The organism is Rhodococcus sp. IEGM 1366 (assembly GCF_033142425.1).
GTDB classification, from domain to species: domain Bacteria; phylum Actinomycetota; class Actinomycetes; order Mycobacteriales; family Mycobacteriaceae; genus Rhodococcus_F; species Rhodococcus_F globerula.
Map to the genome: position 1 here is coordinate 624,167 of NZ_JAWLRZ010000001.1, position 13,970 is coordinate 638,136.

Genomic DNA, 13,970 nt, shown 5'->3' on the forward strand with positions numbered 1-13,970 from the left:
CTTGATGTCCTGACCGGCAACAACATTCGAACCCGAAGCCGGATCAGAGGACTTCACCACAGCGATCTTCGGAGACACCACCGGATGCGTCGTGCACAGCTGCGTCGCCGGATCACACACCTCCGGAGGATCAACCGGAGGAGTCGTACCCGGAACAACGAAGTTGTTCACGAACACCCCACCGACGACATCGGCATTGACCTTCACCGAATACGTCACCGTCTTGCTCTCGCCGGCCGCCAGGGTTCCCGTCACCGAGAAACCATCCGCACCGACCATCGTCGCAGCCAACGGAGCATCAGCAGTCAAACCACTGAGAACACCCTTGTCCACAACCTGACGCAGATCGTCGAAGTACGCGACCTCACCCGCACCGTTACCGGTGTTCGTGAACGTGAGCGTGTACTTGATGTCCTGACCGGCAACAACATTCGAACCCGAAGCCGGATCAGAGGACTTCACCACAGCGATCTTCGGAGACAGGACAGGATGCTCGGTCGTCACCGGCGGAGGAGTGATCTCCGGACCGGTCGGCGGCTTCGCAGTACCGGTGACCTTGTTGTTGATCAGAACGCCGCCGGCAACACCGTCGTTGATCTTCACCTGGTAGGTCAGAACAACCGACTTACCCGCTTCGAGTGCACCGGTCCACGAGAGCATGGTCCCCGACAGAGTCGGAACAGCGGCAGGAGCACCATCGACCGTCGCCTTCAGCGAACGGTCCACCAACGTCGCGTTGTCGAGAACCTTCGACAGATCATCGGTCAACACCACCGGATTGAGCGTCGTCTTACCGGTGTTCGCACCCGTCACCGTGTACGTGATCGTCTGACCAGCATTGACGCCGGTACCCGGCGCCGGATCCGCTGTCTTCGCGACCGTGAATCCCGGAACCGAGTGATTCGTCTCCACCGAAGGAGGAGTGATCTCCGGACCGGTCGGCGGCTTCGCAGTACCCGTGACCTTGTTGTTCAAGACTGTGCCCGCGGCAACGCCGTCGTTGACCTTCACTTCATAGGTCAGAACAACGGACTTACCGGCTTCGAGAAGTCCGGTCCAGGAAAGCGTGGTGCCCGACAGCGTCGGGGCGGCGACAGGAGCACCGTCGACGGTCGCCTTCAGCGAACCGGGAACGACAGCAGCATTGTTGAGAACCGCACCCAGATCATCGTTGATCTTTACCGGATCAAGGTTCGTCTTGCCGGTGTTGGTTCCGGTGACGGTGTACTTGATCGACTCGCCGGCCTGAACCGTCGAACCGGAAATCGGATCAGCAGTCTTCTCCAGTTTGAAGCCGGGAACCGAGTGATTCGTCTCCACCGTAGGAGGAGTGATGTCCGGACCGGTCGGCGGCTTCGCAGTACCCGTGACCTTGTTGTTCAGAACCGTGCCCGCGGCAACGCCGGCATTGACCTTCACCTGGTAGGTCAGAACAACAGACTTACCAGCCTGGAGATTGGCGGACCACGACAAAATGCTGCCCGACAGGGTCGGAGCAGCGACAGCAGCACCGTCGACGGTCGCCTTCAGCGAGCCCGGAACGATAGCAGCATTGTTGAGAACCGCACTCAGATCGTCTTTGATCGTCGCGGGAGTTAGGGCCGTCTTGCCGGTGTTAGCACCGGTGACCGTGTACGTAATGGTATCGCCGGCCTGAACCGTCGAACCTGTCGCGGGCACAGCGGTCTTCGCGACTGTGAACCCGGGCATGGGATGCGTCGTGCAGAGATTGGTTGCAGGATCACATGTTGTGGGAGGAGTTGTTGTCCCCGGAACGAGGTAGTTGTTCAGGACTTTGTTACCACCGTCTTTGACCGTGACGGTGTAGGTGACTGTCCCTTTGCCGCCGGCTGGCAATGTGCCGCCGACTTTGATTTTGTCGGCGCCATCCAATGCAGCGGTGAGTCCGCCCGTAGCAGCACCGACCGCAACCGTTCCGTCATCGATGACGTCAGCGAGGTAGTCGGTGTAGTCAATCGTCGCCGGGGCAGTACCCGGGTTCTCGAAATTGAGTGTGTAGGTGATTGTTTGGCCGATATTAACCGTCTCACCGGTAGGTGGTGACGACGACTTCTTCACGAGAACCGGCGTGTTCTTGACCTTGCAGTAAACATTGTCACCCGGTGTGAGTGCTGCCTGCGCAACGTCACCGACCCTGAGTGTCTGGGTCACACCATTTACCTGGCAATCCCATGATGTCGCGTAGTTCGCGGTCTTGGTCGCCGAGGTAGTGGGCTTCTCCCAGAACGTGACAGGAGTAGGCGTCGTATCTGCGAGGAGCGTACGCCAGCCAGTCGATGCCGTTGTATCTGTAGCGCCGGTCGTGGTGCTCTTGATCTCGGTCGCTGCAGCAGCACCCGCGTTTGCGTGGTGGCCGGTGCTCATGCCGATAGTGAAATCGTCACCGGGGGTGACGCGCGTGAGGTCCTTGTCGATCTTGACCTTCGAGAGCAGGACACCGAAAGCCAGACCCTGACGAGAGGTGGCCAGAACGGTATTACCGAACGTCGCCGCGAAGTTGGTCGGAGCGGTCGATGCAACAACCAAAGTGCCCGGCGAATACTCCTGGTTGTTGACCAGGTTCCAAGAATCACATCGGACGGTGGTGGCGGGCATAGCCGTCAGCCCACCGTCACAAGCGCGAATTCCAGGGTAGCCAGGTTCGTCAACACCGACTGTGCGCGCGATTTGTCGCAGCGGCTTGTCCGAATTGAAGGCGAGGAACTCTTTGTCGGTTGACGTGTTTGCGTCAGTCGACTCCGCATCGGCTGCTACGAGACCGTAGTTGTACACCGTGCCATTGGGCCCGGTCATCACGATGTTCTTGAGCGACACCGTCCCGCCGGATTGTCCATTCACGGAGGACTTCTGGTAGATCGCGGGCTTGATCGTCGACGGCACACCCGTGTAGGCGGACGTTCCCAGCGCTGAGTAACTCAACGTGGGGAGTGCCTTCGCTTCGACCCCCTGATGCGTCTTTCCTGCTACCGAGTCGGTGAGGAAAGCCTTGAAGTTGATCTTGTAGCCCTCGGTGAGCTGGATTTCCATCGACTGCCCGGCCGCGGATGTAGCCGCGGCTTCGTTGAGCGCCGACATGTCGATCCAACAGATGTTCTGCGAGAAAGGGCCAGTGTTAGGGGCGCTGAAGGCACAGCCATTTGCGGGCTGTTCATCCGGCAGCACAGCGGCGCGAGCCGGCGTCTGAGCCTGAACGGGACCGCCGAGCGTCGCGGCCGGCTGTGCTGATGCAACTACTGCCGTCGCGCCGGAGATACCGAGAATCAACGCGATGGTGGTCCACACCACCGTCCACGCTCGCACCCAGGGCGGTAGCCCTGCGGTGAACATTGCCGACCTTGTCGGCGGTAAGTCGTTAGGCATTTCTAGCTCCCCAGGATGTGCCTGATCGATATTCGGTGGACGGAGATGCGAGAGCGATGGCGCGAACTCCCGTTTGATCGGTTGGTTCGGGTCGGTGCGCCGGTTTTCGGCTGATCGACCTCGCACCGGACGCTGCTGCCGGTCCTGCCATTCGAGCTCCTCTTCGGGTAACACCTGCGTGTTGGAAGAGCCGTCCTGTGCAGGACTTTGGCCCTCGAGATCCATGCAAATCGAGAGCAATCTTCCAGTTATCTCGATCAAGATAACAGATAACCGGGAGCTTGCCCACCGAAAGATGGACAAAGCAGACTGATAGTCGCTTTCCTTCGTTGATCGAACAAGGTCCGCTGGGCAGCTTTGGTCAACCGGACAATCTGACAAAATTGGCCGTCGCTGGGTCACACACGACTCGAAACGGCGTTTTGGCTGGATACGCCGGGTCGCTGGAATAATGGGGCGTCCTGGCAGATCTAGACAAATGACCAGTGCGCATAACCGCTGTTGGATGCACCACAGCGTATGAACTTCGACCCGGAACACTTACAACCGACGATGGTTCCGTCGGCAGCCCGAACGCGCCGAAATCGAATGAACGATCGCGATCAATTCATTCAGGGCCGTAGGTAACGAAGTGAGGGGAAGCCCCGATAGACGGATGGCAGGGGGCTCAAAACGCCACTGGTACGTGCTGTAACCACCCGGTAAGACCAAACTTCAAGTCCGTTTTGTGAAAATTTCCACGGGGGATTTCAGCCAATTTCCCACCATAGCTATCATCTGAGCCCACGTAGCTAGCAAAGTGTTCCCCGATTTTGGCTACCGTTCCGCTGAATTTCTCGTAACCACTGAGCTACATGCGGACCAATCGGTCACGCATCACGGGACACAGCAAACAAATTTCCAGGTCCTGAATAGGGCCAGAGGGCCCGAAAAGGACACTGCAAGAGCGCAAGCAGTCGCACACGCCTAGCTGCTGCCGAGCCCCACGCTGTTGGAGTAACGGCCGAAGTCACCCTGGGCTCCGCTGTAGACATTGATATCGGTGTTACCGACAATCCCCGGTATGCGTCCTGTGCTCGTGTACTGCCAGAAGGTCCAATTCGACCACCCACCAGGCAAGGGTCCCGGAGCGCTCTGACCGTTGTAGTCAGCAATCCAAAGCGGGTAGTGGTTGAACTCGGTTGTGTTCGCCATCTGCGTGTACCAGAAGTTGGGATACGTGTAGATGATCGGCTGCCGTCCCGTCAACGCCTGGACGGTGTTCAGGTACCGGTGAGTCCAGTCGATCACCTGTGATGCCGGCAGGCCTTTTGCGTCTTCGAGATCGAGGACGGGAGGCAAATCTCCAGGACCGTTGATACCGAGGACCATCGCCGCGTAGAACGCAGCTTGCGCTTCCGGCGACGCTCGCACGTCTGCGTAGTGATAGGCGCCGCGCGCAACGCCCGCAACGCGCATGCGAAGGCAATCCTGGACGAAATACGGATTCACGTAGTTCAGCGACTCTGTCGCTTTGACCATCGCGAACTCATGCCCCGACGCCCGCACCTGGAACCAGTCGATACCGGTTCCATCCACATGCTGCCAAGACGAAACGTCCGGCCCGCGGGGAGCATCAGCCGCAGCGAGACCCGGGGCCGTCAATGCAACGGCCGCAGCCATCACGATCGGGGTTAGTCTGCCTAAGGTCCTGACGGTGCGTCGCTCGGCCATTCCCCGAGCGTAGGGACTGCTGCCGGATTTGTCTGTTGTTTCACGAACTATTCAGACGCTGGTCATCCCAACCAATCGAGAACCGCTGCCGCCGTCCAGGATTGCTGCATGCTGCCCAACGGCTCACCCGTAAAGGGTTCGTAATACTCGGCAAAACTGCCGTCACTGGCCTGCCTGAGTCCCTCCGACCGGAGAACATACGATCGTTCAGCCCATCCACGACGCGCAAACGCCCATGAGAACAGCCAGGTGATCACCGGCCAGACAGGTCCACGCCAATACTCACGCGGACGGAAATCGCCGGACACCGGGGAAGTGGACGGCGGGACGGCAAATCTCATGTCCGGATGCCCGCAGAACTTCGGCCCCTCGAAGGTTCGTAACAGCGAACGTTCAGCATCGCGACTAAGTCCACCACACAACAATGGCGCAAACATCGCGATGGTCTCGGTATTCACCCAGCGTCCCGTACGGAGATCAAAATCCTTTGCCGCGCCGCTTCTTTCGTCCGTCGTGGCTATGACACCTCGACGGAATCGGTCTGCCCAACCGCGCAGATCTCGCACATCGGAGTTCGGCCGCGAATGTTCCTCGCCGATGGTCGCCAGGACATCGCAGGCCATAGAGAAGACGGCTGAGACAAATACGTCCTCGACTGCAAAACTCATTGCGGTAGAAAGCTGTTGGTCGTCGTAGCGCACCGATTTCATTTCTTCGAGCAGCCACAGATAGCGATCGTATTCGTGATCCTTGGGACGTTGCGTCAGGTCCGTTACAACAGCAAGGTCGGCTCGCTGGTACGCAGGAACCTGTCCCGCAACAACATTCCCGTACGCCGCATCCCAACGTGGAGAGTTGTCCATCCCCGATTCCCAGCCGTGATAGAGCGCTATCCGACCATTACCGTCGAGATCTCGTGCCTCGGCAAGCCAACGATGCCACCGAACCAGATCATTCCACCGCCGATCCAAGAACTCCTCGGCAACCGCTCGCGTCGTACGGCCGTGACGACGTGAATGATCGAGGATTCGTTGCACGGCAATCGCATGTACCGGCGGTTGGGTAATCCCGGATGTCGCCGTACCTATCGGCGCATGCGCAGCCAACGCATTGACGTCCCACCGCGTCGGACCGGGAAAATAGCCGTCGACGCCGTTTGCAAAAACGATGTGCGGGATCATTCCGTTCTTCCACTGCGCGTCGAGCAAGGTATCGAGTTCTACAACGGCTCGTTCCACACTCAACGGAGCCAATCCGACAGCAACAAACGCCGCGTCCCAACTCCACATATGTGGATAAAGCTTGGGAGCAGCGCTAGTCATCGTGCCCAGATCATTACCGCGCAGCAGATAGGCGGCTCGGGCAGCGAGCTGTGTCGGGGTGAATCCACGGTCGGCCATAGAAGTCTATTTTGCGTCGAGTACGGCTTCTGCGCTCATCGGAGTGGCGCGGTGAGTCTTTCTCGGAACCACTTTGCTGGTATTCCTACGGGAAGAAGTTACTAAACCGACAAGGCGGTTGCGGGTCATGGGCATCAAAGAAGAGTCAGCGGAGCGCGAGCGCAAGACCCTGCGGTACTCGCTGATGGTTGCGACAGCCTTGGCCGTCCTGGCCGCGGTGTGGGGGTGGATCTCGCAGTCTCAGGTAATCCTGCTCGACGGTGTGTACGCACTGATCGGCATGGTTCTGACCTGGATGTCGCTGCGCGTCTCCCGGATCGCAGATTCAGGCCCGACGGCGCGCTTCCCGTTCGGCAAGGAAGCTCTGATTCCGGTGGTGATCGCCATTCAGGGCATGGCATTGTTGGCAACTCTCGCGTACGCCGCCGTAGAGGCCGTACGGGTCATCCTGGCCGGCGGAGCCGATGTGACGGCCGGGTCGCTCGCAGCTTACGGCGCGATCAGTGCAGCAGTGTCCGTACTGATCTGGCGCTACGTCGGAAAGGTCGACCGCACATCCGATCTCCTGGTGGCCGAGGCCAGGCAGTGGGGAGCCTCGGCCGCCTTCAGCGCGCTGGTTGCCGTAGGCGCCGTTGTCGCAATGATCCTGGGGCGCACCGATTTCTCCGATGCCGATCGATACGTCGACTCCGTGCTCGTCCTGATCGGCTGTGCGATGCTGGTCCCACAACCCTTGGCTCTGTTGCGAACTGCTCTGGTGGAACTGCTCGAAGGCGCTCCCAGTCAACAGGTTCAGGCGCATGTCCACGACGCGATCGCAGCTGTTCGCGATGAATTCGATTTGGATGAACCAGCCCTGACGATGAGCAAGGTTGGCCGCAAGCTGTACATCGAAGCCATGTTCATGGTCCCTCCCCATACGTGGGAGATCGACGACGAAGATGCGGTACGACGCACATTCGCCAAACACCTCGCCGATCTGCCGTACGAACCATGGCTCAACATCGAACTGACCACAGATCCTGCCTTGATGCTGTAGACCTATCATATTTCGCTCGATGCGAGGTCTCACGGAGCCAAACCGACTATGCGTGAGGCTTCATATCGACCACGGCCGTGATGTCGACTTCCACCGGAGCACCTGACGGAAGGTTCTTGACGCCAATCGCGGCACGAACGGGAAGTGCTTCCCCACCAAGTATTTCAGCGATCACCGCGGACGCACCGTCGGCTACTGCCGACAGATCGAAGAAGTTGTCTGCGCAAGCCACATACACCGTCATGCGCAGACAGCGCTCGACTCGATCCATCCCTCCTGCGACCGAAGCAATTGCGGTGAGCGCATTCCGAGCGCACATCCCCGCAGCGGTAGCCGCATCCGCAATGTCTACCGCCTCGCCGACAACTCCGGACACTTGGAGGACTCCGTCGATCCGCGGTGTCATCCCCGCACTGTAAGCAATCGAGTCGTGAACTGTTGCCGCCATGTACTGTCCCTGCGGCACGGGCCCTCGCACAAACGAAATATCAGACACCTAGAGCTATCCCTTCCTGTCGAGGATCGGCTGCGCCGCTGAGTAGCCCACGCTCACGATCGAGTGAAATCACCTGAGCGCTGCCACCACCATCCCATGCTCCCTGAAGCGTCACATCGTGTCCTCGACTACGTAATTCGGACAACGTGGACTTTCCTATCCTTGATTCGCACCGAAGCTCAGCGGGCCGACCGATCACGTCTGAATCACTGCCCGGGTAAACCGTGAATCGCGGTGCCGCCACAGCCTCTGCCGGGTCGAGTCCGTGGTCGAGCAAATGGGACAGCAATTGCATGTTCCACTGGACCTGCCCGTCTCCACCCGGGGTGTTACCCACGTGAAGCAGTGCCCCCGCGGTGTCTGCTGCTATCCAAGCATTGAGAGTATGCACCGGTTTACGTCGCGGCGAAGCCGAATTTGGATGCCCTGGAATCAGATACGCACCACGACCGAACCTGTTGTTGAGTACTACCCCCGTACCCGGGACCGTGATCTTGGAACCGAAAGTGAAGGCAAGGGAATGAATGAAGCTGACCGCTCTTCCGTCGGAGTCGACGGCGACGATCGACGTGGTGTCCCCGCCGGCCACACTGAACTCCCGTCGCCTCGAGTTCGCATCCAATGATGCTCTCGATCGGGCCACTGTGTCGGGTAGCAGCAGTGTTCTCCATTCGTCATTGTCACTACCGCACAGTGCAAAGCGATCCTCGAAGGCGAGGCGGGCCGCCGATGCCAATCGGTCGATCGCGGGTGCCGCCATCCATGGCGAGTACCCGACTACACGGTCGCACAGAGCGGCTTGCTGAAGAACCATCCAGCCTGGCGTCGGCATCGCCGTCTGATATACCACCGCACCCGCGTACGTGCCGGCTATGGCGGGTTCCGGGTCGACCTTGAATCCATCCGCCCACTCGTTACCGCTGAAAGGCGCCCCACGTTCACGCAGTGTCGACACAGCTTTCTGAGCGAAGGATCCGAGATAGAAGTCCGCGGGATCGGACGCAAGTGAGCGAATCGTTCGAGCTAGATCAATTTGGGGGAGTTGTTGCCCCACATGAGGTAACCCGCCGCCGGGAAGATAGACAGCGGCGAGGCCGGGATCCAGCGCAATCGCCAGATGGGCTTCCCGGATGTCTTGGAGGGTCTTGGCTGAACACGGTAAACCTCGTTCGGCGCTACCTGCCGCCGGTTCCCACAAGTCAGACAGAGAACGTGTCGCCCCATTGGCATGAAGTGCTGCCAGGGCCGCAGGGGCGCCCGGTACGGCAACACCAAGGGGTCCGTCCAAGGGAATCGAGGTCAAACCTTGATCTGTGTAGAAATCCGTCTCTCCACCGTCTGGCCCGAATCCACTTCCTCCGACCGTCCAGACTCGTCCGTCGGGCTCACGCACTACAGCGAAGGCGTCTCCACCGATTCCGCATTGTCCTGGCAGTGCCAGCCATGTCATCGCCGCGATGGCGAGTGTCGCGTCGATCGCATTGCCGCCGTCGGCGAGAACCTGCACACCGATCGTGCTGGCTGCCGGATGACTGGAAGAGACCATGCCCCTGGTCGAGAGGGTTGGTGGCCTTGTGGTCATGTCAGGCCGCGGGTTGCACGTCGGCGGGGAGCTGAAGTCGTGTCCGATGGGTCGAACCCGACGAAAATCTCTCCCTCTCGTTCTTCGACGGCGTATGTCTTGATAGCCACCGTGGCCGGCGGATATACCGGCTCACCCGTCTCGAGATCGAAGACACTGCCGTGACATGAACAACCTATGCCGTCCTCCACGAGTTTGCCGGAAGACAGGAGACAGTCAAGATGTGTGCAGTAGTTGGACGTCGCGTACGCCTTACCGTCGAGTCGGGCGACGGCGAATTCGTGCTCGCCCGAAAAGAATCGACGGACAAGTCCTTCCGTCACCTGACCCGACCGAGCTACGCGGACGAACTCGACATTATCTGCTGCGGTCTTCTCTGGTTCCATGACGGTCCCCTCTCCGATTGTGCTGTGGTCGGCGGCGCTCATGCAAGCCCGCTCAGGTAAATCGTCTTCTCGCACTGGTAGAAACCCATCATCGATTCGCCGGCCTGCTCTTTGTTGGTCTGCGTGCTCGACGCCTTGAATCCACCGAACGGCGCGTTCATGCTCATGCCCGTCGTGGGTTGATTGATCTTCACCAGTCCCGTCTTCGTCCGAGCGGCAAAAGCCAACGCTGTTGCAATGTCGTTGGTTACGACCGAAGAGCTCAAGCCGTACTCGGTATTGTTTGCGAGGTCGACTGCACTATCGAAGTTTTCGGTGCGCAAGAAGACCAATAGTGGACCGAATACTTCTTCGGTTACGATGCGCATTTCGGGTGTTCCGCCAGAAAAAACCGTTGGGGTAACAAAGAAACCGTCAGCATTGTCATCGTGCGGCGTTCCACCGCAGATCAATTCAGCTCCATCGTCCAGACCTACCTGAACATAGTCCAAGAACTTTCGGTATTGTCCTGCGCTTGCCAACGCACCCATCGTGACGCCCTCGTCGCCGCCGGCCCCGACGACCAACTTCTGTGCCAGTACAACAACTCTGCTGAGTAGGTCATCATGGATGGCATCAACCGCAACAACGCGGCTTGTTCCGGTGCAGGCTTGGCCAGATAACCCGAAGGCGCCCTTCACAATCAATGAGGCTGCCTTGTCGAGATCGGCACCTTCCAGCACTACAACCGGATTCTTACCGCCCATCTCGAGCTGACTGCGGCGTTCCGGACCGACGGCGGCGTGGATCGCCCGTCCGGTCTGGGTGGACCCCGTGAAGGTGATGGCATCGACGCGGCTGTCTGCAACCACGGCTGCGCCTGCCTTTCCTGATCCTTGTACCAACGCGATAACCCCGGGAGGCAATCCACCGGCAAGTAGTGCCTCAACAAGACGCTGCCCCATCAAGGGAGTCAACTCGGATGGCTTGAGTAGCAGCACGTTTCCGGCGGCAAGTGCCGGTCCGATCTTTCGTGACGGTATGTTCAGCGGGAAGTTCCACGGCGTGATCGCCCCGACAACGCCGACCGGTTCACGGACGGTGAACACGAGACCTTCTCCCGGCGACGGGTATGTGGTTCCGGTAGTGCGAACAGCCTCGGCCGCATAGAAGCGCAAGTTCATCGGGGTACGCCCGACTTCCATGGTCGCTTCTGCGCGAGTCTTGCCTTCTTCTCGAACGAGTTCGTCGACGAGAGCCGCCGCATTCGATTCAAGGTTCGCCGCAGCAGCTTCCAGAATTTCTGCACGACGTTCGGGTGCGGTCGCAGCCCACGCCGGGGCTGCTTTGATCAATGCGGAGACGGCAATTTCGACGTCATCGTGTCCGGAGTCCGGGAATGTGCCAATTACGTCGGATCGATCAGCCGGATTACGACGCTCGAACGTCGCGCCGGACTGTGCAGCGACCCATCTACCGTCGATATAGTTCAGGCCCATCAGTTGCTCGCCGCCAATTCTTCGTCATCCAGCAGATCAAAAAGGTCAATATCGATGTCTCGCAACCGGTCTGCGCTACACTGTTTGCCGATCAGCTCACGCGCTGCCCCGATGTCGTCGCCGCGGTCGAGCGCGAATGCCCCACGCACAATTCCGTCATCGAGATAGAATGCTGTGAACTCTCCGTCGTTCACGTTGCCTCTCGTGACGATCTCGGTATGTTGGGCGCGGCCGGTGAATTGAAGATTGACGCCGAACTGGTCGGACCAGAACCAGTGCGGTGCATCGTTGACACCTTCGCGACCCAGCATCAGGTTTGCCGTCGCTGCACCCTGCCTGCTGGCGTTGTCGAAGTGCTCGACCCGCATATGGCGTCCCGCCCTGTCGGAATAGCGTGAAGCGACATCCCCGGCTGCGAAAACGTTGGGCGTTGCTGTACGTCCTTGCACGTCAACAACTATTCCATTGTCGACGGCCAGTCCCGATGCACGTGCGATCTCCACATTCGGTTCGATTCCGATTCCGATGACAACAACATCGGCGCTCACGATCTCACCCGAACTCAGCGAGATGCGAACCTCCGACTGTCCGGTGTGGACCGCCGTGACGTCGACGCCGGTAACGACGTGCACTCCATTGTCGCGCTGCAATCGGGTGCAGACGGCGCCCATTTCTGCGCCGACGATATGAGCGAGCGGGATCGGCGCTCGTTCGATGACCGTAACCTCGCACCCCAGACTTCTTGCTGTCGAGGCAATTTCGAGACCCACGAACCCGCCGCCGATGAGCGCTACGTGCGTTCCCGGACGAAGGTGGGTCGACAAGCGCTGTGCATCGTCGATAGTGCGGAGATAGTGCGTGCGTTCCGGGGCAGGTCCGGTGACGGCCATCGTACGTGGCCGACCACCGGTTGCGATGAGCACCGCGTCCGCCGCGATCGTACGGCCGTCAGCCAACTCGACGACGCCCGCGCCTGTGTCGATGCGACTCGCCGCAGTGCCGGTCAACAATTCCACGTGGTTCTTTTCACGCCAGGACGGCGGCAGCAGCATGAGGGAGTCGAGCGACTCCGTACCGGCAAGAAATTCCTTTGACAGAGGTGGCCGTTGATACGGCGCATGGTTCTCGTCGCCGATCAACACGATACGGCCGTCAAATCCCCTGCGGCGCAGCGTACGTGCTGCAACTGCGGCAGTCTGTCCCGCACCGATGGAGACGATGGTGTCGAGGGTTGCGGTCATGACAAGGCCTGTTCTCGTTCGGACGCCACAACGGTGCGCGGTGTCAAATCCACGTAGATGACGTCGTCTGCGACGGTTACGGGATAGGTCGGTTGGCAGAGGTCTTGGTCTTCTTCGTAGCCGGACTCGAGGTCGAAAGCCCATTGGTGTCCTGGGCAGATCACCCGCCCATGCAGAATCGTGCCCTTTGTGAGGGAGCGATCGGCGTGTATGCACAGGTCACGGAACGCATAGATACGCCCGTTGGCTTGAAAGAGTGCGATCGCGGTCGCGCCCACCTCGACGCGCAACTTGGTGCGCCTTCCGAGGTCGCGCAGGGCCGCGACGGCGGTCCAGTTCGTATCCATGTCTTCCCTTCGACAACTCGAGAATTCGATCGACTCGGCAGATGGCGGAGTCACCGTTCCGCCACCCGCCGGGACAATCAATCAGCTTCAGGCAGTGATGAGTTCGAGGTCAGACGCCACATAGGTGTCGTAGAGTCCCTTGGTGTAGCTGAAGCGCATTTCCGCACCCCACTTGACCAGCTGCAAGCAGCGGGCCTGCAACTCCGGGGTGTCTGCGTGGTCGAGCACGATCTGGTAGCCGCGCTCACCGTGCACGACATCGGATGTGATGTGCAGTTCGAAGAATTCGATCTCGTCCTCGGTGAATCCGTATACTTCTCGAAGCGGAATTATCTGCTTCTTGTAGATACTCGGGACCTGTGATTCCAGCCCGACAACCAGCGCTGCCGTCGCGACAACAAAGTGTTCACGCTGGGAAACGGCGTAGCACCAGGACTGTAGTCCGCGAGTTATGGCACTCATATTGGACGGATTCTCGATCTGCTCACGAGTGGTGCCGCATGCCTCACCGAACTTGATCAACAGATCGGTATGGCGAATATCTGCCAGTTCCTCCTCGTACATGTTCTGGAGAGTGAAGTCCTTGGCATTGGTGAACGTGTCGGGAGTATTCGAGTAGATGTTCGCGAGGTAGTCGGCGAACGGTCCGACGTAGTGGTAGTGGTTTTCGGCCCAGCGCGCGAAGTGGCGCTTCTCGAGCTTTCCATCTGCCCACGCCTTGCTGAAGGAAGCGTTTGCGGCCTCGCGGCCAACCAGCGCTCCTTCGAGAGCTGCGCGGAAATCTTCGCGGTTCAAGAGTTCGGTCATGATCTGCCTCGTTCTTTCTTGATGTTAGAAGATGATTCGTTGCCGACGGTAATAGGCGTTGCGGCGGTTCACTATGGTCAAAAGATCCGAATATCAACGT

At 59.4% G+C, this 13,970-nt stretch carries 11 protein-coding genes; 1 reads left to right on the top strand and 10 read right to left on the bottom strand.

What is annotated here, in order from left to right:
* From R4P64_RS03075 to ggh, 3 genes are all read right to left on the bottom strand, one after another.
* Positions 1-3,381: isopeptide-forming domain-containing fimbrial protein (locus R4P64_RS03075; protein WP_317819228.1), on the bottom strand; the 3,381-nt coding region annotated here is incomplete at its 3' end.
* 966 nt (positions 3,382-4,347) lie between these two features.
* Positions 4,348-5,094, bottom strand: a complete 747-nt coding sequence (locus tag R4P64_RS03080; RefSeq protein WP_045065998.1) for a glycoside hydrolase family 25 protein — start codon at positions 5,092-5,094, stop codon at positions 4,348-4,350.
* A 62-nt stretch (positions 5,095-5,156) separates the two neighbouring features.
* Positions 5,157-6,494 (bottom strand): glucosylglycerate hydrolase, encoded by a 1,338-nt coding sequence (gene ggh, locus R4P64_RS03085; protein ID WP_317819230.1) that lies wholly within the window; start codon positions 6,492-6,494, stop codon positions 5,157-5,159.
* Positions 6,495-6,621: 127 nt separating this feature from the next.
* Here ggh and R4P64_RS03090 point away from each other — a divergent pair, with 127 nt between their 5' ends.
* Complete coding sequence (locus R4P64_RS03090) at positions 6,622-7,533, top strand: cation transporter (protein ID WP_033235253.1); 912 nt, start codon at positions 6,622-6,624, stop codon at positions 7,531-7,533.
* A gap of 46 nt (positions 7,534-7,579) precedes the next feature.
* On the opposite strand, the gene R4P64_RS03095 is transcribed toward R4P64_RS03090, so the two are convergent.
* From R4P64_RS03095 to R4P64_RS03125, 7 genes are all read right to left on the bottom strand, one after another.
* Complete coding sequence (locus tag R4P64_RS03095; RefSeq protein ID WP_258190609.1) at positions 7,580-8,029, bottom strand: RidA family protein; 450 nt, start codon at positions 8,027-8,029, stop codon at positions 7,580-7,582.
* On the bottom strand, positions 8,022-9,611 hold the full coding sequence (locus R4P64_RS03100; RefSeq protein ID WP_317819231.1) for a gamma-glutamyltransferase family protein: 1,590 nt from the start codon (positions 9,609-9,611) through the stop codon (positions 8,022-8,024). Before R4P64_RS03100 ends, R4P64_RS03095 begins: the two co-directional genes overlap by 8 nt.
* Entirely contained in the window at positions 9,608-9,997 is a 390-nt protein-coding gene (locus tag R4P64_RS03105; protein ID WP_033235411.1) for a Rieske (2Fe-2S) protein, read from the bottom strand. The genes R4P64_RS03100 and R4P64_RS03105 overlap by 4 nt, the downstream gene beginning before the upstream one ends.
* A gap of 38 nt (positions 9,998-10,035) precedes the next feature.
* Positions 10,036-11,475 (bottom strand): aldehyde dehydrogenase family protein, encoded by a 1,440-nt coding sequence (locus tag R4P64_RS03110; RefSeq protein ID WP_317541740.1) that lies wholly within the window; start codon positions 11,473-11,475, stop codon positions 10,036-10,038.
* Positions 11,475-12,716 carry an NAD(P)/FAD-dependent oxidoreductase gene (locus R4P64_RS03115; RefSeq protein WP_317819233.1) on the bottom strand — a complete coding sequence of 414 codons (1,242 nt, stop codon included), beginning with the start codon at positions 12,714-12,716 and terminating at the stop codon, positions 11,475-11,477. The genes R4P64_RS03110 and R4P64_RS03115 overlap by 1 nt, the downstream gene beginning before the upstream one ends.
* Positions 12,713-13,063: a Rieske (2Fe-2S) protein gene (locus tag R4P64_RS03120; RefSeq protein ID WP_033235258.1), complete on the bottom strand. Its 351-nt coding sequence runs from the start codon at positions 13,061-13,063 to the stop codon at positions 12,713-12,715. The genes R4P64_RS03115 and R4P64_RS03120 overlap by 4 nt, the downstream gene beginning before the upstream one ends.
* Positions 13,064-13,150: 87 nt before the next feature.
* The gene (locus tag R4P64_RS03125; RefSeq protein WP_045066006.1) at positions 13,151-13,870 is read right to left on the bottom strand and encodes a TenA family transcriptional regulator; all 720 of its coding nucleotides are present in this window, start codon (positions 13,868-13,870) and stop codon (positions 13,151-13,153) included.
* Positions 13,871-13,970: the final 100 nt, after the last annotated feature.

Bases quoted from the DNA above. Each gene is read 5' to 3' on its own strand.
- ggh (WP_317819230.1), bottom strand. From the start codon at position 6,494: ATGGCCGACCGTGGATTCACCCCGACACAGCTCGCTGCCCGAGCCGCC.
- R4P64_RS03120 (WP_033235258.1), bottom strand. From the start codon at position 13,063: ATGGATACGAACTGGACCGCCGTCGCGGCCCTGCGCGACCTCGGAAGG.
- R4P64_RS03100 (WP_317819231.1), bottom strand. From the start codon at position 9,611: ATGACCACAAGGCCACCAACCCTCTCGACCAGGGGCATGGTCTCTTCC.
- R4P64_RS03125 (WP_045066006.1), bottom strand. From the start codon at position 13,870: ATGACCGAACTCTTGAACCGCGAAGATTTCCGCGCAGCTCTCGAAGGA.
- R4P64_RS03080 (WP_045065998.1), bottom strand. From the start codon at position 5,094: ATGGCCGAGCGACGCACCGTCAGGACCTTAGGCAGACTAACCCCGATC.
- R4P64_RS03090 (WP_033235253.1), top strand. From the start codon at position 6,622: ATGGGCATCAAAGAAGAGTCAGCGGAGCGCGAGCGCAAGACCCTGCGG.
- R4P64_RS03105 (WP_033235411.1), bottom strand. From the start codon at position 9,997: ATGGAACCAGAGAAGACCGCAGCAGATAATGTCGAGTTCGTCCGCGTA.
- R4P64_RS03110 (WP_317541740.1), bottom strand. From the start codon at position 11,475: ATGGGCCTGAACTATATCGACGGTAGATGGGTCGCTGCACAGTCCGGC.
- R4P64_RS03115 (WP_317819233.1), bottom strand. From the start codon at position 12,716: ATGACCGCAACCCTCGACACCATCGTCTCCATCGGTGCGGGACAGACT.